Raw genomic sequence first — 26,093 nt, forward strand, 5'->3', positions numbered from 1 at the left:
TTTCCTGGTGGATTTTCGCGCAACTTTCACCTAGCATTGCATATTATAAGCAAACCTTACTATATAGATGGCTCATGAAATCATCCGACCATAGCTTTGGCTTTTTACTGGCAGACATTTCGCGACTGCTGCGCAATCAATTTCAAGCGCGCCTGACAGGCAGCGAACTCACCCACGCCCAGGCACGCGCGCTTATTCATATATCGCGCAATCCCGGCGTACGTCAGGTGGAACTGGCGGAGCTGCTGAATATTCAACCGATAACACTGGCCCGTCAGCTTGATCAGCTGGTTGCCAGTAACCTCGTAGAGCGGCGGGCGCACCCTACCGACCGACGTGCTTACTGTCTCTACACCCTGCCGGATGCCGAACAGCATCTGGTATTGATCAGCGCTGTTGCCATGGAAATTAAAGCCATGGCAACAGCAGGACTCTCGCAAGACGAGATTGACCAGGTATTGGTTGCCCTGAACAAAATTCGTAGCAATCTCACCCCCTAGATCACAGGAGCTCGATGGTAAATGAGCAGTAACGACACCCCCAATCCAGAACGCAAGGCCACCAATCGCGCTTTGCGCTATACCCTGTTAGTCGCAGTCCCGCTGGTGGCATTGGTAGCCATCGGGTTTGTTTACCTTCACGGCGGCCGCTATATTGGTACAGACAACGCCTACGTCAAGTCCGACAAGGTGCCAGTCAGCGCCGATGTGTCCGGGCCCGCGATTCAGATCGCCGTCGAGGAAAACCAGTTTGTCGCCGAAGGCGCGCTGCTTTTTTCAATAGACCCGGCCCCCTACAAAATTGCGGTAGCCAAAGCGCAGGCAAGCCTGGAACAGGTTCGCACCGACCTCACCTCACAGAAAGCCGCCTACCACAGCCAGCAGGCCGCACTGGCACTGGCAAAAACCAAATATAACTACGCGCATAAAAAGCAGAAACGCGAAGCCAATCTGGTTGAGCAAAAGCTGATATCCGACGCGGACTTTGACGATGCCACCATGCTCGCCCGTATTGCGAAATTGGAAATTACCGCCAGTGAACACGAACTGGAACGCATCGCTGATTCGCTCGGCGGCGCAGTCGACGAGCCCGTCGAAAGCCACCCCCGCTTTCAACAGGCCCTGGCAGAGCTGGAAAACGCCAAGCTCGATCTTGCGCGCACGCAGATAAAAGCACCGTTCGCCGGGATCGTCAGTCAGCTTCCAAAACCGGGGCAATATATCCACGCCGGCGGCGCGGCCTTGTCACTGGTCGCAGCAGAGCGCTTCTGGGTGGAAGCCAACCTCACCGAAAAAGAACTGACTCATGTACAACAGTCTCAGCCAGTCAATGTCACCATCGACATGTATCCCGGCAAGGTCTGGCACGGTGTGGTAGATACCCTGAGCCCGGCCACCGGTGCAGAATTCGCGATTATCCCCGCGCAGAACGCCACCGGTAACTGGGTCAAGATCGCACAGCGGGTGCCTGTGCGAATCGCCTTGACCGACCAGGATGACCTGCCTCGCCTGCGCTCTGGCTTAAGCGCCGAAATTAAAATCGATACCGGTTTCCGCCGTCAGATTCTGGGACAAGCCCTATGAGTACCGCTGTCGCAACGCCAGACCACCGCGCGACAGGAAGCAATGCGCTGCTCGTTACCATGTCGGTAATGGCCGCCACCGTTATGCAGGCTCTGGACACCACCATCGCCAACGTAGCCCTGCCCCATATGCAGGGTGCACTGGGTGCGACCCAGGACCAGATTTCCTGGGTACTGACGTCATACATCGTGGCAGCGGCCATATTTATGCCGCTCACCGGCTTTCTCACCGAACGTCTCGGCCGCAAACGTCTTTTCACCATCTGCGTCGCGGGTTTCACCATCACATCCATGCTCTGTGGTGCCGCCCAAAGCCTGGAAGAAATGGTAATTTTCCGTCTGCTGCAAGGGATTTGTGGCGCGGCACTGGTGCCTTTATCGCAAGCCGTGCTACTCGACACATACCCAAAAGAAAAACACGGCCAGGCAATGGCTATGTGGGGCGTCGGTGTGATGGTTGGCCCCATCCTAGGACCTTTTCTTGGCGGGTGGCTGACCGAGTATTACGACTGGCGCTGGGTGTTTTACATCAATGTTCCGGTGGGTGTATTTACCTGGTTCGCGCTCACTGCGTTTATGGAAGAAACCCCGCGCAATAACAGCCGCCGTTTCGATTTCACCGGTTTTCTGTTTTTAGCCATTGCGCTTGGCGCCTTGCAAATGATGTTGGATCGCGGGGAGACCCTTGACTGGTTTAACAGTAGTGAAGTGATTGTGGAAGGTTTGATTACGGCGTTTGCGTTTTATCTTTTCGTCGCCCACATCTTTACCCACAAATCGCCTTTTATTGAACCGGCGATTTTTAAAGACCGCAATTTCAGTATCGGCCTGATCTTTATTTTTATTGTCGGCATTGTCTTGCTGGCCACCATCGCTCTGCTGCCGCCATTTATGCAGTCGCTGATGGGCTACTCGGTCATGGATGTCGGTACGCTACTGGCACCTCGGGGAATGGGCACTATGGTGGCAATGATGTTGGTGGGTCGCCTGTCCGGTAAAGTAGACCCGCGTCATTTAATCTTTGTGGGCTTGTGTCTCACCAGCCTCTCGCTGTGGGAAATGACCTACTACACCACACTAACGACACAGTGGGAGATTGTTCGCAATGGCGTCATCCAGGGCTTCGGTCTGGGATTTGTGTTTGTGCCTTTATCCACAGTGGCTTTTTCTACCATGCAACCGCAATACCGTGGCATTGGCACCGCGCTGTTCAGCCTGTTGAGAAATATTGGCAGCAGTATCGGAATTTCTGTGGTGGTTACCTACCTGGCCCACCGCAGCCAGATAAATCACGGAGTTTTCGCAAGCTACATCACACCGTTTAGTCAACCGCTCAACCAGGCCGTCAGCTCAGGAGCACTGGATACCTCAACCTTACAGGGTATGGCGGCCATCAACGGCAAGGTGACAGAGCAGGCTTTGACTCTGGCCTACCTGCAGGATTTTCGATTAATGATGTACGTAACCCTGGTGGCGATGCCGCTGTTATTGTTTATGCGAGGGCCACAAGTCAGCGCAAATAAGAGTTAGTTGCTCGGCCCGCAGAGCAATGGCAAAGCAACAGATCAGGCGGTGCTGTTGCTTTCTTCCTCTCTGGTAGCCGATTCATTCCCAGGAATTAAATCGCCCCCAACGCCTCGCTCAGTTTTTTTACCACCACCACTTCCATTCCTTTAATGGGTTCGCGCGGGGCGTTGCCGTGGGGCACGATGGCTTTTTTAAATCCGTGTTTGGCCGCCTCGCGAATGCGCTCCTGACCGCTGGGTACCGGGCGAATTTCACCGGCCAGCCCGACCTCCCCGAACACCACCAGCTCACGCGGTAAGGGGTGATCGCGAAAACTCGACACCAGCGCAAACAAAAGTGCGAGGTCGGCGCTGGGCTCCATAATTTTCACCCCGCCAACCACATTCACAAACACATCCTGATCGCCCACCATCAAACCGCCGTGTCGATGCAAAATGGCAAGCAACATGGACAACCGGTTTTGCTCAAGCCCCACCGCAACCCGACGCGGATTCCCCAAACTGGACGCATCCACCAACGCTTGTATCTCCACCAGCAAGGGTCGCGTGCCTTCCCACACCACCATCACCACCGAACCACTGGACACCTCGTCACCGCGCTGCAAAAAAATTGCCGATGGGTTTGAAACTTCCTTCAAGCCCTGCTCGGTCATCGCAAACACACCGAGTTCATTCACTGCGCCAAAGCGATTTTTGATTCCGCGCAGGGTGCGAAACCGGGAGTCGTGGGAGCCTTCGAGCATTATCGAACAGTCGATAATATGTTCGAGCACTTTTGGCCCGGCCAGAGAACCGTCTTTAGTGACGTGGCCGACGAGAATTAGCACCGTGCCCGACTGCTTGGCAAAGCGCGTCAACTCGGCGGCACACTCGCGCACCTGCGACACACTGCCTGGCGCCGATTGAATTTCCGCCTGGTGCATCACCTGAATCGAGTCCACCACCATGATTTTGGGTTTGACCTGAGCGGCCGCCTGGACAACCGCGTCCACATCCGTTGCCGACAACATTTGCAAGTTTGCGGTGGGCAAACCGAGCCGCGACGCCCGCATGGCGACCTGCTGCAGCGATTCCTCACCCGTGACGTAGAGTGCATCCTGCTGCTGCGCCAACTGGCAAAGTACCTGCAGTAACACGGTCGACTTCCCGGCACCTGGGTGACCGCCAATCAACACCACGGAACCCGGCACAAAGCCACCGCCCAACACGCGATCGAATTCCTCGAGGGTTGAGCTGAAACGCGGCAACTCTTCCAGATTGATCTCCGCCAGTGGCGTGACCTTGGCTTCCAGGCTGCCTGCATACCCACTGCGACCGCCACTCGCGCTTGTTTTCACGCTGCTACCCAGGCGCACCTCTTTTAAGGTATTCCAGGCCCCGCACTCCGTACATTGGCCCTGCCATTTGGCAAAGTCAGCGCCACAATCATTACAAACATACGCAGTTTTCGCTTTAGCCAAGTGCGGTCTCCGTCAACAGGGTTAGAAAAGAATAAGCAGCGTAGGATAACGAGGGCCGAGAGGACGGTCCAGGCGTTGTGCAAGGCTTTTTGCAAACGCCAAATCGCCGCTATTCCCGCAACCGCACGCCGCGAACCGGCATGGCTAGCCAAACCACGGGGAAATTAACGGCGGTCACGGTAATTGGCGCCTCAGTAATCTTCCCTTGCGATCCAGTACCCATCCAGTCCTTTGTATCTAGATCCTTTTTCCTCCTGAGGATGGATACGCCGTTCCACTAGCGGTTGCTACCATCTCCCTCCATGACAAAACCGGGCCGTGTTATCCCCATCTGCAACACAGGCAACGCATGAAAAAGAACTGTGTACTTGCGCCTATGCGAAGTCAGATTCTGCAAAGTATGTTGCGTGAGGTGGTCGGCGAACATCCCGGTTACACGTTGCTGGAGTCGTCCGCCAAAACAGACGTGGCGGCAGTTGATTCGCCAAAGACATCTCTCGTTCATTGCGATGTCCTCATTTGCGAACTCGACAGCGGCGCAGTGCCAGCGCTGTGCCAAGACGTATTTCGACACAACCGGGACACCATGGTGATTGCACTCATCAACGATGGCCGTCAGGTTGCAGTTTTTGCCGACGACGTTGATCTTGAATTTATAAAGTGCCTGTTAGCGCATAAATGTCCACAGCCAGGGAATCGGAATTGAACAGCCAAACCAGCGCCAACACATTTTTCTCTCCTCTGGGGCTGATGCCATGAGCCTCGGCCCTGCGTTCGCTGCATTAAATACGACTTTTAGCCAGTATTTTGCCAGCGTGCCGAGCGCAGACCAGAGCGTGGAATTACAGTTGCTCGCCAACAAAACCTCCGCCACGGGAATCGGTGCCTACGTGGGAAGCCACATGGACCCAAGTGGCGATATAACGGCAATTAGAGTGGATACCACGGCCGCAGTAAAAATTGAAGCCAGCGCCGCCGAGTTAACCCCACTGGTACAAAGTGTGACCACGGCGGTAATGGGTATTCCCCGCGGTGAACTCCAGAGCGCCGGTATCTACCGGTTAGCACTGCGGGATCTCGAAGCGGTACGCGAAGAAAACAACAACCGCGCCTCGCAAATTATCAATTTTTCTCTTCTCTACGAACATCTCACCCTGCCATCGGAAAGTGAATCGCAAATCGACGAGATAATTCTGGATATCGACCTGAACAGTGGCGAGGGGCATGCGGAAGTACTTGTTAATACCGGTTTCGACAACGCGTGGGCAACCGCCTTTGATGTAGTCGACGACCCGGATGCAGCGCAAAATCCACCGTCAAACTGGGTTTGGGATGAAGTACAAACAGCACTGCACCAGACCTCTGCCATTCAAGGCGGCAGCCTGGCAATGACCGCGCGAAAATCCGGTACCTATTTACTGTTTAAACCAGAAACCGCAATACCGGTAACGGATTTTTTAATCGACGTGGATTTTACATCGCACGATAACGACGGGGTCGGCTTTGTTTTTCGCTATCAGGATATCGACAATTTTTATTTTTGCCTGTTATCCGCACGCAATGACTACGCGATGCTCGGCAAAAAAGTGGGTGCGGTTTTCAGTTTTTTGGATCAGGGCGGTCAAGCCGAAATTACCCCTTACCAGGTAGCCACGCTGCACCGCTTAAAGCTGATCGCACGGGGAAGTCAATTTCAAGTACAAGTGGATGACAACCCATTAGTGCAGGGAGAGGACAGCTCTTTTACCGACAGCGGTCGGGTTGGTTTGATGTGTCACGGTAATAACGACATATTTTTCCATCGCGTACAGCTGCTAAAACTCAACCGATAAACCCCGAGTCGATAGCACCTACCGGCTTTATTTATATCCGCCCCGTACCTTAAAAACGGGACGCCACACGGAGAGAGGAACAATGGCAGAAAGTGCATTTTCGGAACAAATCATTCCCGGAACCTATGTGCGGGTTCTCGCGGAAGGTTTAATCAGTGTCGGCGGGATTTCCGCCGGTAATATTGGCATTGTCGGCACCGCCGACACCGGCGTTGGCGAAACCCACAAACTCGGCGACTGGGAAAGTGCACAAAATGCTGTCGGCGCTTACGACGCCTATGCAGAGGGCGCGGGTACATTAAACCTTACCCGATCGCTCTCTTTGCTTTTCAAAAATGGCGCCCGCACTGTGTACGCACGGGCACTGGCCGCCGGGTCAGACCAGGCTGCATTTACCACGGCCTTTAATGAATTAATAAAAGAGGATGTGAATATTCTGGTTGCTCCGGAACTCACCACCGATCAAGCGAAAGCCGTGTTGGGTCCACTGGTGGACTCCTCCGAAAACAATGGCAAAGATGTAATTGCCGTTATTGGCTCTGATGTGAGTTCATCTACCGATATCGCAGCGCAAGTCGCCGCCAATAAACGCATTATTATGACTGCGCCCGGTGTCGTCATGTACGACAGCGCAGCTGGCGCGAATGTCGATTTAAATGGCCGCTACACAGCAGCACCACTCGCCGGGCTAATCAGCAGCCTCGCGGTCCAAACCAGCCCCACAAATAAAGTATTAAGCGGTGTCGTTAAACTGGTTAACCGGTTCTCCTACGTTGAAATGAAAGACCTTCTCAACGGCGGCGTCTGCGCACTGGAAGATCGCAGCGGCATTCGCGTCGTCCGGGGTTTAACAACCCAGGCCGTCGATAACGGTCCGTTCAGTCAAATTACCACCCGCCGCATTACCGATAAAGCCAAAGCCGGTGTGCGCAAAGCCTGTAATCCATTTATCGGCCGACTCAATAATCAGCGCGTGCGAGCGGCCATGCAGGGAGCCATCGACGGATTCCTCACTACCATGGTGCAAGACGAAGCGCTTACCGAGTACACCCTCGAAGTCACCGCCACCCGCCAGGATGAAATTGCCGGACGAGCGATTGTGAATGTTGCGCTCAAGCCAACGTTCAGTATCGACTTCATTCGCGTCACGCTTTCACTTTCATAGGAGAACACTTAGATGGCTAACGTCAATGTTTACACAGGTGCAGACGGTTCAATCACGCTATCCACACCTGAAGGCGCCGAAGGTGAAGCCGCGCAGGGCATTATCGACGGTAACGACCTGATTTCTGTTGGTCGGGTTACCAATGTAAAAGTACAGGTGCATTCCGAAGTGCGCGCATTTCACGAAATTGGTCAGCGCTACGCCACAGAATTGCGCCCGGGCAACATCACCATTCAAGGGACAATCGGCCGCGCCTATTTGAATGGCGCCATGTTGCGATTATTACTGGGTGAAGCGGCCGACGGTCGCCCTGGCAGCAGCTGGGCGCAACCGGCATTTAATATCACGCTGATGGTAGAAAACCCCGCAAATCCCGGCACGCGCAACACAATTACCCTGCACGGCGTAAAAATTGATACCTGGAATTACGATATGCCCGAAGACGAATTCGTCGCGGAAGCTGTGGCATTTCAAGCGCTGTACATGACCACCGCCGATGAAGCTGCCTAGGGTTAATTATTATGTTAACCAGTGAAAAACTGCTTGCCGGTGCCAACGTCTGCTTCGATATTGCGATACCCCACGCGATTTTGCAGGCCGGGCGCGATGGTGTATTTAGTCTTACCGATCTCGACGGGCAAAACCTGACGCCGGAACAGCAGGGCAAGCTCGCGCTCGACACCCACAGCGACGCAGATAACCAGGTCCGCCTGCGCCCGCTATCAGTGGCGGATCTGCAGTTAATTAATCGCGCCAGCAAAGACAACAATACGCTTATGGCCGCCTTGCTGGTTCAAAAATCGCTGGTCGAGCCCAAAATGACCATTGCTGAAGTGAATCGTCTCCCGGTTGGTGTACTGCAGTTTTTGGCAAATCAGGTGAATGAAATTAGTGGTATCAACGCATCGGAGGAGCAACTCCAGCAGGCCGCCGAAGAACCACTGGCGCAAGCAGCGTTTATTCTGGCAAAACATTTTGGTTGGACACCGCAGCAAATTGGCGAACTGACACTCGGCCAGGTGTTGTTTAATTTAAAAATGTTGAGACAGGCCAATGCGCAACAAAGTTGATAGCGCCGAAGCTAATAGCGCCGAAGAAAAGCAGCCGCGCGAGGAGCCGAACAACCTTGGCACGGTAATGCAGCGCCTGCGCGGCCAATTGCAAAACCTCGGTTCGCCGCTACCAACACGGTTGAACAAACTGCTCATTGACGATGCCGGTATGACAGAGTTGTCGCGTCTGCCCAGTGCGCTGCAGATGCAAACACTCGAGACGAATAGTCATGCCCTGAACACGTCCGTAACAGAACTGGCGCTGACCGAAACAGCGATGCTTGAAGCCCTACTGGTTTCGGCCAGCGCAGAGTCAATGCCAACGCCACCTGGATTCACACCTTCGGACATGGCTGGTACAGCGACTAGATCTTTCTCAAGCAACGTTAATGGTGTCCGCCAAAATCCGCAACTCGGCGAAAATTCATTAGCCGATAAATACGCCGCGCCCGCTCAGCTAACATCTATGTTCGGCAACGGCTTCGGTCAACACGCTATTGCAGCACCGACCAGCGGCATGTCGAGCCGCCCGCTAGCACCACTGTATCTGGCGAAATGGATTGAGCAACTGCTCAATGAAGCTGCAAATACGGCCACCGAACAAGGTGTTAACGCACAGCGAACACCCATCGCTGAGGCGCGAGAAAACAGTAATAAATATCGAGAAAACAACGCTCCTTCAGGGGCAAATACTGCACCGGTATTTGCCCACCGTGGGAGAGAAGAATTCAAACACATAAAGCAACACAATAGCGAGAATAACCACCTTGCCAAGCTGCAACTATTTCAAGATCCTAAGCAAGATCTGAAGCAGCATCAGAACACAGCAAACACGTTAGAAAAAAAGGTTAACAAGCACCCCGCACATTCGCAGCAAAGGTCGGCATTTGACAAGACTGCGCTCAAAAGCCCGCTGTTAAATGGCACCACCACGCCACAAGATTTCGACCACACGCATAACAAATTCGCCGCAACAGGATTGGTGTTATTAAAACAACTGGTTGCTACGGCGAATCAGTCAACCATAGATTCCCCCGCCGTCGCCACCAAACGCGCCCTGAATCAAGCCGACAACCAAGCCCATTTACCTGCGCAAGTTGCCAGCCTGCACGAATGGCATTCGCGCGAGCCGGGTTATGAACCCACGGCCGTAAATAGTCAATATGCCACTCCACGCAAGCAAAATAATCCGTCGCCTTTTGCTGCCGGTGAACAAAATGCAGCCGCAGACCTTAATGAACCAGACCCACAGCGTATCGCCCAGTTAGTTAACGAGGCGCTGGTCGAGCAGGCCCTGCTAAACGGAGTGGACCTCTCATGAATGTAAAACCGGTACTGGGGGATTGGGAAATTCCGCATATCCAGGCGATGCATTCGCTCGAGCAGCGACAATTCGTTGAACTGAATGTGCCGGGGCGCGCAGGCAGCCTGTTTCAGGATATGAACACCCGACCCACCAGCATTGCAATAAGCGGCAGTTTATATGGCGATGAGCCACGCAACGAGTTTCTCGAAGCGCTGCGCGGCAAATACCGAGCAGGTGAACCCGTTACTTTTGTCGGCGACATAGTCACTGCCACTGAAGTGCAGTACGTCATTATTGAATCGCTGCAATTTTCTGAAAGTGGCATGCAACCGGATCAACTGGACTACTACATCCGCATCAAAGAGAGTCCGCCGCCCCCGCCACCGCCAGACCCTTTCGGCGCACTGGATACCGATTTACTCGACCAGGCCGGCGGTTTTCTCGATTCGGTCACAGGTGCGCTCGATGTCATCGACGGGCTTGGCAACGTGCCGAACATTGGCGACCCGACACCGCAGGTGCGCCAGGCGATGGATCAGGTCACCGAAGCTACCGCCGGTTTACAGGATGCCGCGACTTTATTGTCTGGTTTATTTGGTGATGACTGACTATGAATTTAGTTAACCTGATTCCCGCCGCCGAAGAAATTAGTGCCCCAGTGAATCTGGTTGTGGGCGACGAGACTTCTGGCTTGGCAGGGCTTGCCAATTTAATTCAATCGCAAGACCTTGCGGGCGCCGCATCAGGTTTATCCGGCGTATTTCAATCGGCCATCACACAAGCGATACCGTCTGCGGAAGGATCGCCCTTTGGCGGTACCCTGAGTGTATTGCAGGATCTTTCCACCGCCACCGAACTACCCACCGATTTATTAACTGGTATCAACCAACCGTTGCAGGACCTGCAACAGATCGTCGAGCGAATTCCACAAATTATTACCACCCTATCTGCGACTGGCGAAGCCATCAACGATGCCCGCAACGGCGATCTAACACCTGTCGTGCAGCAGGCAACCACCGCACTCAACGGTGTGGTTCGCTCGCTCACTGGGCCAGACCTTGCCGGATTCAGCGCCTGGCGGGATTATTTATTCGAACTCGCCGATACCATTCGCCCTATCACCGAATCCGGCGCCTCGGCAGAGACCATTCGCGATCAACTGCTGTTACTCGCCTTTGGTCGTGTGCGCGATGCCATTTTTGCGCTGGCACCCAGCATGAATAACCTGAGTAGTGACGCCGATGCGTTTTTCGCTAACCTGCTACCCGATGTCAATGCGCTCGATCTCGAAACCTTACAGAACGCCGTGCTGGCGAAACTTGCCGAGATAAAAACCGCCGCCGATACCGGTGTCGGCGATATCGAAACCCTGACCGCAGAATACCGCGCCGCCGTTATTCAACTCACCGACCAAATCAACGCCGCTTTCGACAGTCTGCAAGCGCACCTGGATAATCCATTACTCCAGGTTAACGGCGTAGCCAACATTGCTCAACGCGAACTCGACAGCGTGTTGGCAATGCGCATCGACGACTACTCCAATGTGCCGCAACGTCTGGATGAATTTTTTACCGGCGTTGAAGACTCCGTGGACGCGGTCGATTTATCGCTGATCAACAACACCATCAGCGATTTTTTTACGCAGATACAAGAGGCAATCACCTCGCTTGACACTGACGCTATTCAGCGGGAAATCAGCAACGCAAACACGACCGCCGAAAATACAGTCGCCCAGGCACAGCAAATGCTCACCGCGCTCACCGCGCAAATACAAGGCTGGTTAAACGCGTTAACCGGCTCTCTCGACAGCGCGATAACGCAACTGGGTGAAACCGGCGAGGACGGCAAGTTTCATTTCTTCTTCGAAGCCGAGCTAAATGAGCTGTACGCAAAAATAGACACGCTGATCCAGGGCGACCCCAACCACCCGGAAAATTTTAGCATTCAGGGTTCACTGACGGATTTTTCCGATACCTTCGTCGAATTAATTCAAACCATCGAGCAGCAATTACTGCAGTTGGCGGCCCAACTGGATGCTAGTAAAGACGCCCTTGCCAGCACCCTCGATGGCGTAAAAACAGAAATCGAAGCGGTAGATCCCCAGGCGGTGATGGATCAGGCCACCGCCAGCATTGAACAGGCGTTTCAGGCGATTGGCAATTTGGAATTCGAACCCGTCGTGGACCCGATAATCGCCGAACTGGAAGAAGCCCGCGATGCGCTCGCCGACATCGATCTGTCGTCGTTAAACGATCTGCTAAAAGCCGCCCTCAAAGCCGCGCTGGATGCAATTCAAACCAGTGATTTTGATCGCGAAATAACGGCGGCCCTGTTAAAAGAGCTGGACGAAAAATTAGTTGAACCACGAGAATTTCTGCAGAGTATTGCCGATAAAATTAACCAGCTGTTAAATCGCGTTATCGCCATTTCACCGGAATCCCTGTTCGCGCCGGTGCAACAGGAACTGGATAAAATCATCGCCGCGCTGGATGTGGATATCGCCCAACAGCTGCGGCCAATTATCGACAAAGCCCTCGCAGAATTAACGGGCGAACTGGAAGCATTGAACCCGGCGCAATTTCTCACCCCGTTACACGACCTCTACAACACGCTGCAGCAATCTGTCGACAAGCTGCAGCCAGCGCAATTGTTGCAGCCGGTACAACAGCAGATTGACCTGCTCGCGCAGCAGGTGGCGAGTATCGATCTGGACGCAATGCTGACCCCGGTGAACAGTGTATTCGGCAATGTGAATGCCTTTTTAGATGCATTAGACCCGCAGCGCCTGCTGCAACCAATCAACGAACCGTTTGATAGTGCATTGGGCTCGTTGCAGGCGTTTGCGCCCAGCACGTTGCTGGCACCACTCACCGATATCATGGCCCAGATTGCCGATCTCACCGAGAATATTCCAGCGTCGGTGATCACCCAGATTCGCGACCTGTACGACGAAGCACTGGCCCGCGCGAACGCGCTAAATCCCACAGTTTTATTTGACGCGGTTCGCGAACCCTACAGCGCATTTAAAAGCCGCTTTGAATCCTTGCAACCAAACGCGGCCCTGCATGCAATCCAGCAGGAATACAGCCTTACGCAAACCGCCGTTGTGCAGGCAGATACACGCGACGGCAGCAGCTTTGCACTCGAACTGGAGCTGAGCGTGCCAACTATATTATTCGCCAGTGTGAGCGCCCGCTGCCAGCAGTATCAGACCCGGTTCAATGCCGTGCTAAACGGGTTGGACCCAACAAACCTGGAACAGAAATATCAGCAGGCGCAAGCGCGTATCGAAGAATTATTGCCGCTGGCCATTCGCGACGATATTACCGCAGGCCGCCTGGAAACCCTGCTGGGTTTAACCAATCCGGCAGTGTGGATTGAACGGCTCGACGCTATTTACGACCGCATACTTAACAAGCTAAATCAATTGAGCCCCGCCGTACTCTTTGCCCCGCTAAACGATACGTATCAAACCATGCGCACCGCGCTGAGCGCGTTCGACATCGCACCGGTCATCGCGATGATCGAAAATATTATTCAGAAGTTGAGCGAGCTGATTGGCTCGATTTCGCTGGAAGCCATTTTCGCTCCCCTGCTCGCGATGGTCGAGCGCATGAAAAACCTGGTCACCGGTCTGGACCCGTCTCTACTGATTAACGGGCTGAATGACCGTTACCAAAACCTGATTGGTGTGCTCGACAATGTGGCGGTGGACTCCATTCTCACCGCCCTGCAAAGCGCCTGGGATGGTCTCCAGCAGAAAATCACAGCGCTGTTCAACCTGGAAAACCTGTTGCAACCACTGCTGGAAATTTTTGCGGCTATTCGCGCAATCCTCAGCGGTTTGGATGCCGGGGAAATCACCGATGTGCTGGACGACAAGCTCACCAAAATGCGTGACGAATTGGAACAAGCCTTAAACCGCACCGGCACAGCCTTTAAACAAATGCTTGCTGCGGTGCCACTGGAAGGCGCTTCTGGCAGCGCCAGCGCCGCAGGGAGCATCGGATGAACCCGGCTAAACTCGACCCCAATTTAAATATGTTGTTTCTGCTCAGCGACGAGGAAAAGCGCTCACTGGTAGAAGAGCAACGCCTTAATCTCACCCTGCAAAACAACCAACTACAACTCACGGTGTCGGTGACCTGTAGTGGCGAGTTGCCCGCCATCGACGGCGTCAGCCTGGTCAATCGCCAGGGCGAACTCTGCACGATCACTGCAACACTCGACGGGCTGGCCCAATTGAGCGATGTTGACAGTGTCATCTACATCGCCTCGGTGCATGCGGGCCGAGCATTGATGTATCGCAGTCGCAGGGAAATTGGCGCAACCATTACCGACGGCCAGCGCATTCGCAACGGCTCGGCTCCCTGGGATGGCACCGGCACTTACGTCGGAGTCATCGATTCCGGCCTCGATCTGCGCCACCCGGCGTTCAGAAAATTTCCTGGCGGCCCCACCCGAGTGGCCGTTTACTGGGACCGAGCCGCCACCCCGCGACCCGGCGATACCCCCGGCCCCGGCGCCATTGGCGTGGTCTACACCCGCGCGCAAATCGACACCTACTTGCTGGGTGCCGCCTCCACACCGCCGGTCATACAACCCACATCGGAGGACTTTAACGGCCACGGTTCACATGTCACCGGAATCGCTACAGGCGCAACCCAGGCCAATCGCGGTATGGCGCCCGGCGCGGATATTATTTTTGTCCGCTTGCTGGATCAGGATATCAGCCTGATTCACGACCTGTGCGACTGGATCTTCACACAGGCTGGCGGCCCCTGCGCCATTAATATCAGTCAGGGCTTATCCACCGGCGCGCAAGACGGCACCAGCGATGTAGAAGTCGGGCTGGACAACCTGCTGCGCGATCCGGCGACACTTGCCGCCAGGCCCGGCCGCTTTATCGCCCTCGCGGCGGGCAATGATCGCCAGCAAAACTTCAAGATCAACACCCGCGTGTTGCCGAACGGGCAAGCGGCAACGCAACTTATCTGGGTGAGTCCAGGCGCCAACACGGCCACCGACGAGTTTGAATTCTGGTATCCCGGCCTCGATCAAATCGCGATTCGGTTGATCTCTCCACTGCTGGCCGGGAATCGCATTACCCACTGGGTGGACCCACACCCAACCGGCTGTGTAGAACGCGTCAGCCCTGGCGGGTTCGCGCCCACGACCGCGGGCGCTGCGCCCGTCAAACGGTTCGATTTTGGCGACGGCACCTCCGCATTTGTCTCGCAGTCAGAAAACCCCCACAACAGTGACCGTCAGATTGTGGTGCGCCTGCAGCCACCCCCCGCGGGCAACATCGCAGCCGGGCACTGGATTATTGAATTCGAAGGGATCAACGCGCTGCCTGCTGGCGGCAAGTTGCACGGCGCCATCCGCAAAATCGCCGCCAATGCCGTCGCCGATACATTTTTTCGCAGCGTGCACGAAACGGCTCAACAGGTGCTGGTGCAACCAGGACGAGAACTTCAACTGGACTTGTCAGTGCAGCAGCGCAATCTCACTCCGATGCCCGCAGAACTGGATATTTTCATCGACTACAGTGAAGACGATCAGCTCGAGGTGCAACTTCAACCTGGCGCAGATAACGGTAGCCCCGCCAGTGCCTGGATCGCCCACGGCCCAGCCATCACCCCGACGCCAGCGCCAGTGACTGCCGCAGGCGCGGTTACCGGTGCCGGATTCCCGGTCAATTTTCCATCGACGGGATTTGGGATTGACCAGCCGACATTGATCAATCACCGCACCCTGGCCGGCCGCAAGCAAATTCACATTCGCCTGCTGCAGCGCCCGGACCCACCCAATCCCAACTTCGACCCAGAGGATGGTATCTATAAAATTCGCCTGCGCACCACCGCGGGCAGCAGAGCGGTACCCGCCAGTGTGCGCCTCCACCAGGACAGGCGCGACCGGAGCGATTACTGCCGATTTTTAGACACCCAGTTCAATCAGACAACAGTTCCGGTTTTTCCGGATGCGCTGCAAGCGTCTGTAGTTTCGCTGCTGTTCGGTGGCGGATTCACCTCGGAATCTGAGCTGCGAATTAATGTCCCCGGCGGCGATTTCGCGCGGATTCGCCTTAGAGTCCCGCCGCTGCAGCCGTGGCGGGAAACTGGCGGCTGGGTGGTGACCCCCTGGATCAGCGCGGGCAACATCGAGACCGCCGTCCCCGGTGCCTTACCCGTCAACGGCGCGCCTGCGGCGGGGGCCGCTCGCCAGTACGTAAGCGGCGACATTCAAATCACCTTTAACTACCCCGCACCCAGCGCCGGCAGCGACGGCATCGCCACTGTATTACTGGAAAACACCACCTTTGGTGCGCTCACCCAGGGGGAATGGAAGGTGGAGTTCGAAGGGCGCAATATCACCGCGCCCATTTCAGTCGTCACCACCATGAATCGCCACCTGGATGGGGACAACTCGGAAGGGCTCGCCGCCACCGCGTTCTCCGCCACCACAGGTTTCCTGCCTAATACACCCTTTGGCTCGGAAAACATCGCGTTCACAGTCCCCCGTGACACCGCCGACACTATTGACCTGGAGTTGCTCTACGCCGACAGCAACGAAATAGAGCTGCGAATGCATCCGCCAGAGCCCGGCCGCCTTCCCTACACGTGTGCGTTGGGCAATGTCTTCCACACCGACCCGGGCGCCGCCAACCCCGCCGTCGGTGCCCAGGGGGTTACTGGCGCTCTGCCTGGCGGTACCACCGTGAGCTGCAATATGCCCGCAGCCAGCGCGGCCCCCGGATTGCGCCGCGCGCTTATCTCCATCCGCCGCCCGGCAGGCAGCGCCGCTTTTCATCCCACCGGACTGTGGCGCCTGGAAGTGATTCCGGTTCAGGTTCCCGGCGATAAAAAACTGGTAGCGCGTCTGTTCTCCGTCGGCCACGGGGCCAACTTTTTAGTGGTGCGCCCCGACGACATTGAAAATGGCAAAAGCACCCTTTGCAGCCCGTCCACCGCGCGCGAGCCAATGACGGTTGGCAACGGGCTGCCCGGCCTCTACCCGTTAAGTTTTCCAGCACAGGATTCCAGTGCGGGCCCACTGCGCAACGCCACGCGGATGCGGCTCAATGGGCACCTGCGCCGCTGGCTGAAGTACGCAAAACCCGAGATTATGGCACCCGGCAGCGGGATTCTGGCGCCCTGCTCCGGTCTGACCGAGCTGTGGAGCGTGCGTGGCGCGCCGCTCGCCTGGGCGGGTTTTGCCATTGGCGACAACAAGTTTCGCGGGATGCGCGCGACCTGGCCACTGCTGACCACCGGCGAACGTACCGAAACCCAGAATGTCCTGCCCGCACCCAGTGCGGGCACCCTCACCCAAACCCAGTGGAGCTTTACCCTGCCCGCCAGCGCCAGCGGCGTTATCCGCTTTGAGATTCGCTACCCGGCGGCGCGGATCTTTGGCGTGCGCCTGGAGCAACCGGGTACCGCAGCCGCGCCCAACCGGACCCACGCGGTTCTGCCCAATGGCAGCGAGCGAATTGTGGCGGGCGCGGGCCTGGCCGCAGGCGCCAATGCCCCGGATCACCCCCATGGGAGCGGGCGGCTTTACGCCATGGGCGACACCACCGACATTATTATTCGCCAGACAGGCGCAGGCCTCGCGCACATTGAGTTGCGTTCCGGCTTTCAGTTCGAAGCGGGCGAATGGCGTATTGTCGTGCAGCACGATGAGGTATTCCCGGCAGCGGTGCCGGTAAGCCTTGAGGCTTTCCCCCCGGTTTCAGGCGTGGGCTGGCCAAAATTTCTTGGCGGCGCTGCACCACGGCTGACGTTCCCCATGGCGCAGGCGGCTGCGGCGGCCAACCCGACGCTCCACAATATCCCTTTTACCGTGCCCGTTGGCATAGTCGCAGACGTACAGATCCGGATTCGCTACACCGCCGGAGCGCATGTTTTCGGCGTGCTAATGTTCGACCCCGCAGGGCAACACACCACCGCCATCGACAGTAACAGTGGCACAGTCGCCGTCGGCGGCTCAGTTGGCAGCGTGGCGGTGGCCAACGGGCGGCGCTACAACTTTGGCTCTGGCAACCGGGTGACCATTGTGCATACCCCCGGTGCGGCCACCATCACCTTCCAGCGCGGCACATCTGCCACCCACAATATCTCGCCGGGCGCCTGGTTGATGCGTATGTTCAACAGCAACACCGCTACGCCCGCCGCGCCGGTGGACATTACCTATGACCTCGCCCCCGGCTTTCACGATGCTCCCCTGTTCCTGCAGCCGGAAGGACGCACACCCTATACCTTCCGGCGCGCCCAAAATCTTGCCACCGGTGTCGTCCAGGAGTGGGATTTCCTGATGCCCCACGGGCGCCACGACCCGCTCCAGATAGAATTGATTTACGACGCGCGCGACACTCTGGAAATACAACTCAATATCGCCGGCGGCGGGCGCACCGAACCCGTCGCGCTGGGTAACGCCATCGTTGCCGGTGCTGCGGGCACCACCCTGGCCGACGTGGCGGCGACAGCACCACCGGCACCGCGCGAATTCGCTGACCCCGACCGCTTTCGGATTCAAATTGATCACAGCGTGCACCCACAAAGCACCCTGCGCAATCGCGCGCTGATCACCATCACCACCAACAGCGACCTGCCAATACCCGCTGGCACCTGGCAATTGCGCCTCAACCCGACCACGGTTGCCGCCGCCAGCCACGGCGTTGCCGAAGCCTTTATGGTGGAAATGGCTTTTCAGCGCCTGTCCGGCACCAGTATGGCTGCGCCTCATATCGCAGGTCTGGCGGCCTTGCTGTTGCAGCAGGACACGGCCCAGACCCATGCAGACATCAAGCAGCGCATGCTTCAACACGCGACAAGCTCGGTGATCAGCCGCAGCAATCAAACCCAAACCCCAAACCAGTGGGACCCGGTCGCCGGATGGGGCTATGTGGATGCCAAAGCCACCCTGCTCAGTCACCCCGGAGGGCTACTCCATCGTCAGGGTCAACCACCGGCTGCCGCGGGTAAAACCACCGGTTGCCCTGTGGCCTGTGAAGACAACTGCCTGAACGAAGGCGTGATGGCTGGCGACCGCCTCGACGATCTTGTGTGCTCGCCGCGCGCACCGTACAACCGTTCACCGGCGGCGCCGGGACAGGCTACCATGCCACCCTGCCCACGCCTGCAAAGCTATCTGGCTCACCACCACACAGATCCATTCACCGGTGGCGACACCGCATCACTGCAGGCCCGCAGCAGCACAGCGCTCACCCAGCCCCTGATGCGTGAGCGCGCGCACCGGGGCAGCCTCGACGGCTTTCGCCCTGTGCCCTGGGAAGAGGTCTACACCACGCTGGCGGAGCAGTTTGTGGAGCAGTGGTCGTCGACGGGAACCGTGCTCGTACTGGAAGACAAACCCGATGCGGGTCTGGTGAGAGAAATGCTGTTCAACCGTTTCGTCCACCACCTTCACCGGCTGCTCACGGCCTCGAACAAGGTATCCAAATGCTCGTTCACCACTAAACGCAAAGTGGATGTGCTCGGCTCGCGCGTACCCTTTGGCTCGCCGTTCAACGGCGCGGGGTTTCATGGCTTACAGGAATTACTGAGTAATAACCACGGCCGTCTGCTGGGACGCGGCGATCTCTCCCTGGCGGATTCCATTATCGTTTGGGGCGCGAATCTCCCGGCAAATGCCCAGGCTCTGTGGCGCAGCCTCGCGGCGGTTCACGCGGCGCGACCGCAAACTGTCAAGGTATTCGTGATTGACCCGGGCCTGCAGGGCATACCCGATTTTGTCCGCCGTATCAGTATTCAACCCGGCAGCGATCGCCATCTGGCATTGGCGTTAATGCTGAAAATGGCAGGCAATACGGGCCATGCCACCGCCACCCGCCAACTTCCGGAAGACCCGCGATTTACGGATGCGAGCCGCGGCTTGCAGACCCTGCTCAGCGCGGAAATTGCGCAGCTGGGCGATTTCGTAACGCACGTGCGCACGGTGGCCGCCGACTACCTTCAAATCGCCGCACCCGGCGCCCCGGTGCGTCTGGATACGGCACTCACCGACAAGCTGTTGCACAACGCGTCTGCCGCAGAGATCGATCAACTGCAACGGGCCTTCGACGCCCTCTACGACGCCTATATGGCCGGGTACGCCACCACCCTGCTGGGGGGCAGCCTCGGTCGCTACCTGGATGGCGAGGAAAATCTGCAATATGTGGCCGCGCTTAGTCTGCTGTCCGGCAATATCGGCAAACCCGGTGCGGGCCTGTCGCTGGGCGAAGACCTGCACCTGAACTTCAACAATCCGGGGTTTGCAGGCAGCCACGACACTCTGCGCCCCGAACAAAACCCGCAACTGGGCGCGGTTGCCGAGCAGGAAACACTGAACCTCGCCGCCCTCAAAGCCGATGCGCCAGCCAACACCAAAGTCATGCTCTGGTTTGGCCTGGACCCGCTTACCCATTTGCCCGACGCCGACAATATTCAGACGCTGCTGGGCAGCGGCGGCACCCAGCTCAATATCCAGGTGACCACCACTCTCGACGACTCCAGTCGTTACGCCGATATTATCCTGCCGGTAACCGACAGCCTGGGCAGCTACGACCTGCAACTGCACAAGCGCTCGCCCTGGATCAACCTCAGCCAGCCGCTGCTGCCCCTGCAGGACGCGGCCAAGCGCCCTCTGGCGCGCGTGCTTCACGAGCTGTTCGCAGCCATTCACGCCAAACTCAAAGACGACTTCGATGACGATCTCGCCCCCGTCATCAACGAGACCATCTACACCACCGGGCCCCTGCTGGTGAGCCGCGAACGGCGCCAGGCGTTTGCCGAGTTCTTCACCAGCGGTTCGCGCATACCCAACTTGCTGGTGGACCGCTTGCCGCGTAAAGAAGTTGCCAACGTCCACAGCCAGTTGCGCGACTGGTACGCCGATATTCACCGGGGTGAGCCCACCACCGATGCGGAAGACACGCTGGCGTTCGGTAATGGCGTGGCATTTTTCAACAGGATGCAGGTGGACTGGATTCTGGAAACCCTGTTTGCCCGTTACAGCGAACGTGAGGCGGTTGTATTGCTGTACAACCTGCTGGTGCGGGGCACTGCACTCGACCCGCAGCGGTTCACGGAAAATCAGCTGACCTTGCTCCCCGATGGCTGCAGCCCCTGGAGCGACAGGGTTGCGACCGGCAGCAACCTGGCAGACGTTAAAGGCAGCAGCGGATTTGCCCCCGAAAACACCGCCTACAGGGACGCGGTACTGGCCGTCGACAACGGCGGAGAGGGGCGCGGGTCATTCCCAATGCAGCTGCTGATGGCGCAGTCGCCAATTTACGCCTCCACCGCAATTCCGCTAAACCAGCAGGTACAGGCCGGTAACCCAAAGCGACCGGACATTTTCATCAACCCCCAAAGCCAGTCGGTTGCCGCGCTCAATTTGAGTGATGGCGATACGGTGAAGCTCATCGGCAATCTGGCCTATACCGCGGATCAGGCGTTTATCCGTGAAATTACCGAAGCCACTGTGCATTTCGATGCAACCATGGCGAAGGAAACCGTGTGGATGGGGTTCGGCTGGAACGGATTTAATCGCGGCGGCCAGCGCTTGATGCGCGGGATTCACAGCGAAGAAGGCGAGAGCCCCGCACTCTATGACAATTTGGTAAAAATTCTGGCGACAGCGACCGCCGCGCCCGCCAGTGCCGCCGACCGCGGCAACGCACCTGGAAAACGCTAGCAAGAACGCAACAAGGCGCCATTAACCAGGCCGAATAAGCAGAAATTCATGGACGCAATTATGAGTTTGACGGATTTTCTCAGCAGTACCGATGCCCCTATCGCCGTGCGCAAACCGCAGGCGAAGGTCGCGTTTGGCGCGGCGGCCCCCAGTGGCCTGGCGATCGATATCCCGTTGCTGAGCCCCGCCGCAGACCCCTGGGCGCGCAGTCTGGTTAGCGTTGTCAGCCGCTGCGCGCTGGCACCTCACGTAGACATTACGCACCTGCAAACCGCGAGCGACACACAAGCGCCAGCAGTAGCCCTGGATGACACTGGCAGCATCGACCTGGGCTATCAAGATGAGGGCACGCATCCGGTGATGCATGGCCACATTCATCAGCTCAGTTTAACAACGCACCACGCCACCACAGTAACCGTTGCCAATGGCGGCGCCTTACTCAGCCAGCTGCGCCTGAACCAGAGCTATGAGCAGCAAACCGCCGGCGACCTGGTTGCCGACCTGTGCAACCAGGCAGGCGTTGCCCTGGGCACGGTGGAGTCCGGCATCGACTACCCCTTTTACGTGATCGACGACCGTATCAACGCTTTCCAGCATATTCACCGTCTCGCCCGCCACTGCGGCTATCTGGCCTATTTCGATACCACCGGCGCACTCTATTTCGGGCCCGCCCAGGCCGGGGCCGCAGTACAAAGCTTCAGCTACCACAACGATATTCTGCGTTTGAGTGTACGGCAGTCCACCGGAGCCAGCGCCGCAGTGACGGTAACCGGAGCAGGTGCAGCGGGCGCCCAGGGGCAGGACGCCTGGAGCTGGCTGGTGAAAGATCCGGCGGGCGTTACCGCCAGCGCAGGTGATGGCCGCGCCCGCCGCTATCGCGCACCCGCGCTGCGCAGTGTAGACGCGGTACAAGCCTGTGCCGCCGGGCTGGCCAATGCATGCAGCGCCTTGGCATTGCGCGGCGAAATAGTCACGCCGGGCGCGCCCCTGGTTGTTGTCGGCAGCCGTATTGCCATCAGCGAAGCACCGGGGTCAGAGATGAACGGCGAATTCCTGGTAACCCAGGTATGCCATACCTACACCAAGGCCGCAGGCTTCATCAGTGTGATTCAGTTTACCCAATCGACGAGCAGCGGCAGTGCGTTGCTGGGCGGCCTGCTGTGAGCGCCAACCTCAGCCTGTTCGACACCATCCGCTGCATTGTGCAGGAAGAACTGATGCGCGCACGCCAGGCGGAACTTGCGGTAGTGCAGGAGCAACACCCCCACGCGGACGACGCGGACACCGACAACTACGCCTGCACCGTGGCCCTGCGGGATTCCGGCATCGTGCTCAAGCAGGTGCCGGTGGCAACCCCGCATATTGGTTGTGCCGCAATCCCGGAAATCGGCGAGTTGGTACTGGTGCAGTTTATTGGTGGCGATATCAATGCACCGGTGATCAGCGGGCGCCTGTACAACGACGAAGACCGGCCGCCCGCGAACGCAGCGCAGCAGATGATCACCCATCTACCCGCCAGTGCCAGCGCTGAGGAAGCCCTGCACCTGGAGTTGAACAGCGGCGATACCAAGTCTGCGGTATTGAATATTGGCAGCGCGGTAAAAGTGCTGCTGGCAGACGACGACCCGGCAGTGACAGTGAACGTGGGCGATGGCGCCGCGGTGATCACCATCACCCCCGGGGGAGAAATCACCATTGAAAGCCAGAGCGATATGAAATTTATCAGCGCCGCCAACCTGGATCTGGAAGCCTCCGGCGATCTAAACCTGAAAGGCGCAACGATCAACCTCAACTAACAGCCGAAGCCAGCGAGCTAAACAACCTAAATAAACAAGCGGAAGTCAGCACCAAACTTATGGGACAGCCAGCAGCAAAACAAGACGACCAAGTGGTGGGCGTAGACATCCACATTGTGATGATTCCTTCGCCTGGCGGGCCAGTGCCCACGCCACTGCCCAACCCGTTCAGCGGCAAGCTGGACGGCGAGTTGAGTGGCGACGTGAATATTGAGGGTAAAGCGGCGGCCACCGAAGGCAGCACCGCAACCAATTCGCCCTCACACATCCCCAGTGGGGGCAACTTTCAGAATCAACCGGACAACAAGGGCACGGTAAAAATGGGCAGCAGCACCGTGTTTATTAATGGCAAAGCCGCAGCACGCGCGGGCGATACCGTGGAAACCTGCAACGACCCCAGCGCCGCGCCAGTGGGCAGCATTATCGCGGTGGGAACCGTGTTTATCGGCTAGACGGAAGGCATTATGCGAGCACCTCAGTTACTCACAGACATAGCGATCGACGTGCACCATCGCGAGCTGCGCCCGGTTTACCGCATCAACACCCAGCGCAAGTGGGTGCTGGGCGGCGAAGCCCTGGCACTGGATATGGCCACGATCAGCGACCGCGACAACCTCGGCCAAGCCATCATCATCCGCCTGTTGACCCCGCGCGGCGAACTGGCGGCCCTCGGCCATCCGCAGTACGGCTCGCGCCTGCACGAGATTGTCGGCCGCACCAATACCGCCAGCACACGGGACTTGGCGCGCCTTTACATTCTCGAGAGCCTGCAGCAGGAAGCGCGCATCGACACGATTGAGTCGGTTGCTATCACACCCTCGCCCGGCAGGCGCTCAAGTATCGACGTCAGCATCGACGTGCGCCCCTTGGGCGCTGTGGAAACCCTCACTATCGGGCCGATAGTGCTAGAGATTTAGGAGTCAGCAAGGTGAGCTTCAGACGCAAAAACTACATCGAGGTGATGGATAACATTCTCACCGGCATCGTCGGCGGTGTAACCGCGGAGACCCACGCCTTCCCTCCCGCCAACGGCAGTGAAGCGCCGTTCACCCACGCGCTGGAACACACGCCGGTGAAAAATATTGTGGCGGTGGATGGCCTGCGCAATGGCACCGCCTTCCGCTTTAGCGCGGGCAATGACTACGCCCTGGCCGACGACAAGGCCACCCTGGAGTGGCTGGAGGGCGGCAACCTGCCCGACAAGGGCAGCCTTATCTACCTCAGTTATCAGCTCGAAAATGCCACCACCCGGCTCAACGATTTACACGTGGGCAGCGTGACCCGCACCCTGGCGGAATCCGTCGGGCTGGAAATCTCGCGCCTCTATGCCCAGCTCGAAGCGGTGTACAACGCGGGGTTTATCAACAGTGCCAGCGGCTCTTCACTGGACAAGGTGGTGGCGCTGCTCGGTATAGAGCGCACCCGCGCCGGACGCTTTGAATGCGAACTGGAATTCACCCGCGCCAACGGCACCCGCGGCAGCATTACCATTCCCCGCGGCACCCGCGTACTTAACGACAGCGGCAAAGTCGAATACGAAACCACCGCCGAAACCGTGCTGCAAAACGGCCAGGCAAAAGCGCGGGTAAAAGCGCGCGATGTGGAAAACGACTCCAGCGGCGTCGACGCCAACACGCTGACATTAATGGCCAAGCCCATCGCCGGTATCGCCCAGGTGACCAACCTCAGTGCTGCCGCCATTGGCAGCGAAGATGAAAGCGACGTGCAATTGCGCGCGCGCGCGAAAAACTTTCTCCACGGCAGCGAACGCGCCACCCTCACCGCAATTCAGGAGGCGGTAGTGCGACAAGGGGTGCAGGCCGATGTGTACGAAGTGGCGGGGCAGCCCGGCGTGGTGGAAGTTGCCCCCCATGTGGATAACCTCAGCGACGAGCTGCTGTTACAGGTGGAAAAAGCCATCGCCGATGTGAAACCGGCCGGAGTGAAGGTCAACCTGCTCACCGAAGTTCCGCCGCAGAAAATCCGCATGCGACTACGCATCGACACCAACAGCACCCTGCTCGAAACCGAGTTGCGCGGTATTCAGGACAGCATTCAACAGCAGGTCGGCGACTATTTCGCGTCTCTGCCGGTTAAAGAAAATGGCAGCGTGAACAAGGTAATCGGGTTGGTTCTGGGCAATGCGGGCGTGAACGATATGCAAATACTCGGTGTGACCGACGGCAGCGATACGCCGCTCGATTTCAGCACCGGCAGCCTCGGCCTCGCGGGGCAGACAACTACCTTGGATGAGCTGGAAATTATCGACCCCAACCTGCCCACCCACCTGCAAATTGTGGTTGCAGCGCCCGCCGACGCCGAGCTGGTTGACGAACCTGCGGTCGACAGCGCCATGGTCGCCTTGCTGGCGGTGGTGAACGAACAAAATCGCGATGGCGCACATGCAGTCCAGCAGTTCACCTATCAACAGCTGCTGTACCTGTTACCCCTCCCCGTTGTTGGCAAGCCGCAAGGCAACCTGCAAACCCTGCAGGCGAACCCCGCGACTGTGCTGCCCACCGCAGCGGGCGTGCAGCCCTACGAGGTGCAGTTTATTTTCACCCAGGAAAGCGGCCTCAGCCAAACCCTGAGCGGCGATGACGCGCTTTACGCCATCACCGCCTTTGAGCGCCTGACTTTCGACACAATTACCGTCACGGAGCTGGTTTGA

18 protein-coding genes are annotated in these 26,093 nt (G+C 57.5%); 17 read left to right on the top strand and 1 reads right to left on the bottom strand.

Translation table 11 applies throughout. The features are described from left to right. The first annotated feature begins 74 nt into the window (after nt 1-74). The 3 genes from TERTU_RS16480 to TERTU_RS16490 are packed head-to-tail and all read left to right on the top strand — an operon-like array spanning nt 75 to nt 3,112. Complete coding sequence (locus tag TERTU_RS16480; protein ID WP_015817610.1) at nt 75-500, top strand: MarR family winged helix-turn-helix transcriptional regulator; 426 nt, start codon at nt 75-77, stop codon at nt 498-500. A gap of 21 nt (nt 501-521) precedes the next feature. Then, nucleotides 522-1,583, top strand: a complete 1,062-nt coding sequence (locus TERTU_RS16485; RefSeq protein WP_015819640.1) for an HlyD family secretion protein — start codon at nt 522-524, stop codon at nt 1,581-1,583. Continuing rightward, complete coding sequence (locus TERTU_RS16490; protein ID WP_015817995.1) at nt 1,580-3,112, top strand: DHA2 family efflux MFS transporter permease subunit; 1,533 nt, start codon at nt 1,580-1,582, stop codon at nt 3,110-3,112. The genes TERTU_RS16485 and TERTU_RS16490 overlap by 4 nt, the downstream gene beginning before the upstream one ends. 88 nt (nt 3,113-3,200) lie before the next feature. Here the strand turns inward: TERTU_RS16490 and radA are convergent, their stop codons facing one another. Further along, complete coding sequence (gene radA / locus TERTU_RS16495; RefSeq protein ID WP_015818489.1) at nt 3,201-4,568, bottom strand: DNA repair protein RadA; 1,368 nt, start codon at nt 4,566-4,568, stop codon at nt 3,201-3,203. Between the two features lie 349 nt (nt 4,569-4,917). Between radA and TERTU_RS16500 the strand changes: the two genes are divergently transcribed. From TERTU_RS16500 to TERTU_RS16565, 14 genes are all read left to right on the top strand, one after another. After that, nucleotides 4,918-5,274: a hypothetical protein gene (locus TERTU_RS16500; protein ID WP_041590292.1), complete on the top strand. Its 357-nt coding sequence runs from the start codon at nt 4,918-4,920 to the stop codon at nt 5,272-5,274. 49 nt (nt 5,275-5,323) lie between these two features. Continuing rightward, complete coding sequence (locus TERTU_RS16505) at nt 5,324-6,400, top strand: hypothetical protein (protein ID WP_015820446.1); 1,077 nt, start codon at nt 5,324-5,326, stop codon at nt 6,398-6,400. A gap of 82 nt (nt 6,401-6,482) precedes the next feature. Next, the gene (locus TERTU_RS16510; RefSeq protein WP_015820844.1) at nt 6,483-7,565 is read left to right on the top strand and encodes a phage tail sheath subtilisin-like domain-containing protein; all 1,083 of its coding nucleotides are present in this window, start codon (nt 6,483-6,485) and stop codon (nt 7,563-7,565) included. A 12-nt stretch (nt 7,566-7,577) separates the two neighbouring features. Next, a complete protein-coding gene (locus TERTU_RS16515) occupies nt 7,578-8,075 on the top strand; it encodes a hypothetical protein (RefSeq protein WP_015820394.1) in 498 nt (165 codons plus the stop codon). Nucleotides 8,076-8,086: 11 nt separating this feature from the next. Further along, nucleotides 8,087-8,635, top strand: a complete 549-nt coding sequence (locus tag TERTU_RS16520) for a hypothetical protein (RefSeq protein ID WP_015820687.1) — start codon at nt 8,087-8,089, stop codon at nt 8,633-8,635. Next, nucleotides 8,619-9,938: a hypothetical protein gene (locus TERTU_RS16525; protein WP_015816913.1), complete on the top strand. Its 1,320-nt coding sequence runs from the start codon at nt 8,619-8,621 to the stop codon at nt 9,936-9,938. The genes TERTU_RS16520 and TERTU_RS16525 overlap by 17 nt, the downstream gene beginning before the upstream one ends. Next, a complete protein-coding gene (locus TERTU_RS16530; protein ID WP_015820428.1) occupies nt 9,935-10,531 on the top strand; it encodes a hypothetical protein in 597 nt (198 codons plus the stop codon). Before TERTU_RS16525 ends, TERTU_RS16530 begins: the two co-directional genes overlap by 4 nt. Nucleotides 10,532-10,533: 2 nt before the next feature. After that, nucleotides 10,534-13,935: a dynamitin family protein gene (locus TERTU_RS16535; protein WP_015819146.1), complete on the top strand. Its 3,402-nt coding sequence runs from the start codon at nt 10,534-10,536 to the stop codon at nt 13,933-13,935. Continuing rightward, nucleotides 13,932-21,626, top strand: coding sequence for a S8 family serine peptidase (locus TERTU_RS16540; protein WP_015819700.1), 7,695 nt, complete (start codon nt 13,932-13,934; stop codon nt 21,624-21,626). The genes TERTU_RS16535 and TERTU_RS16540 overlap by 4 nt, the downstream gene beginning before the upstream one ends. Before the next feature lie 48 nt (nt 21,627-21,674). Further along, a complete protein-coding gene (locus TERTU_RS16545) occupies nt 21,675-22,790 on the top strand; it encodes a contractile injection system protein, VgrG/Pvc8 family (RefSeq protein ID WP_015817957.1) in 1,116 nt (371 codons plus the stop codon). Beyond that, on the top strand, nt 22,787-23,422 hold the full coding sequence (locus TERTU_RS16550; RefSeq protein ID WP_015818571.1) for a phage baseplate assembly protein V: 636 nt from the start codon (nt 22,787-22,789) through the stop codon (nt 23,420-23,422). Before TERTU_RS16545 ends, TERTU_RS16550 begins: the two co-directional genes overlap by 4 nt. Nucleotides 23,423-23,481: 59 nt before the next feature. After that, the gene (locus TERTU_RS16555; protein WP_015816784.1) at nt 23,482-23,874 is read left to right on the top strand and encodes a PAAR domain-containing protein; all 393 of its coding nucleotides are present in this window, start codon (nt 23,482-23,484) and stop codon (nt 23,872-23,874) included. A 12-nt stretch (nt 23,875-23,886) separates the two neighbouring features. Beyond that, nucleotides 23,887-24,339, top strand: a complete 453-nt coding sequence (locus TERTU_RS16560; RefSeq protein ID WP_015817435.1) for a hypothetical protein — start codon at nt 23,887-23,889, stop codon at nt 24,337-24,339. 11 nt (nt 24,340-24,350) lie between these two features. Then, nucleotides 24,351-26,093 (top strand): baseplate J/gp47 family protein, encoded by a 1,743-nt coding sequence (locus TERTU_RS16565; protein WP_015817376.1) that lies wholly within the window; start codon nt 24,351-24,353, stop codon nt 26,091-26,093.

The sequence above is a fragment of the Teredinibacter turnerae T7901 genome, assembly GCF_000023025.1.
GTDB lineage: Bacteria > Pseudomonadota > Gammaproteobacteria > Pseudomonadales > Cellvibrionaceae > Teredinibacter > Teredinibacter turnerae_B.

Bases quoted from the DNA above. Each gene is read 5' to 3' on its own strand.
- TERTU_RS16535 (WP_015819146.1), top strand. From the start codon at position 10,534: ATGAATTTAGTTAACCTGATTCCCGCCGCCGAAGAAATTAGTGCCCCA.
- TERTU_RS16530 (WP_015820428.1), top strand. From the start codon at position 9,935: ATGAATGTAAAACCGGTACTGGGGGATTGGGAAATTCCGCATATCCAG.
- TERTU_RS16555 (WP_015816784.1), top strand. From the start codon at position 23,482: ATGGGACAGCCAGCAGCAAAACAAGACGACCAAGTGGTGGGCGTAGAC.
- TERTU_RS16480 (WP_015817610.1), top strand. From the start codon at position 75: ATGAAATCATCCGACCATAGCTTTGGCTTTTTACTGGCAGACATTTCG.
- TERTU_RS16490 (WP_015817995.1), top strand. From the start codon at position 1,580: ATGAGTACCGCTGTCGCAACGCCAGACCACCGCGCGACAGGAAGCAAT.
- TERTU_RS16485 (WP_015819640.1), top strand. From the start codon at position 522: ATGAGCAGTAACGACACCCCCAATCCAGAACGCAAGGCCACCAATCGC.
- TERTU_RS16545 (WP_015817957.1), top strand. From the start codon at position 21,675: ATGGACGCAATTATGAGTTTGACGGATTTTCTCAGCAGTACCGATGCC.
- TERTU_RS16500 (WP_041590292.1), top strand. From the start codon at position 4,918: ATGAAAAAGAACTGTGTACTTGCGCCTATGCGAAGTCAGATTCTGCAA.
- TERTU_RS16560 (WP_015817435.1), top strand. From the start codon at position 23,887: ATGCGAGCACCTCAGTTACTCACAGACATAGCGATCGACGTGCACCAT.
- TERTU_RS16520 (WP_015820687.1), top strand. From the start codon at position 8,087: ATGTTAACCAGTGAAAAACTGCTTGCCGGTGCCAACGTCTGCTTCGAT.
- TERTU_RS16515 (WP_015820394.1), top strand. From the start codon at position 7,578: ATGGCTAACGTCAATGTTTACACAGGTGCAGACGGTTCAATCACGCTA.
- TERTU_RS16525 (WP_015816913.1), top strand. From the start codon at position 8,619: ATGCGCAACAAAGTTGATAGCGCCGAAGCTAATAGCGCCGAAGAAAAG.
- TERTU_RS16540 (WP_015819700.1), top strand. From the start codon at position 13,932: ATGAACCCGGCTAAACTCGACCCCAATTTAAATATGTTGTTTCTGCTC.
- TERTU_RS16510 (WP_015820844.1), top strand. From the start codon at position 6,483: ATGGCAGAAAGTGCATTTTCGGAACAAATCATTCCCGGAACCTATGTG.
- TERTU_RS16505 (WP_015820446.1), top strand. From the start codon at position 5,324: ATGAGCCTCGGCCCTGCGTTCGCTGCATTAAATACGACTTTTAGCCAG.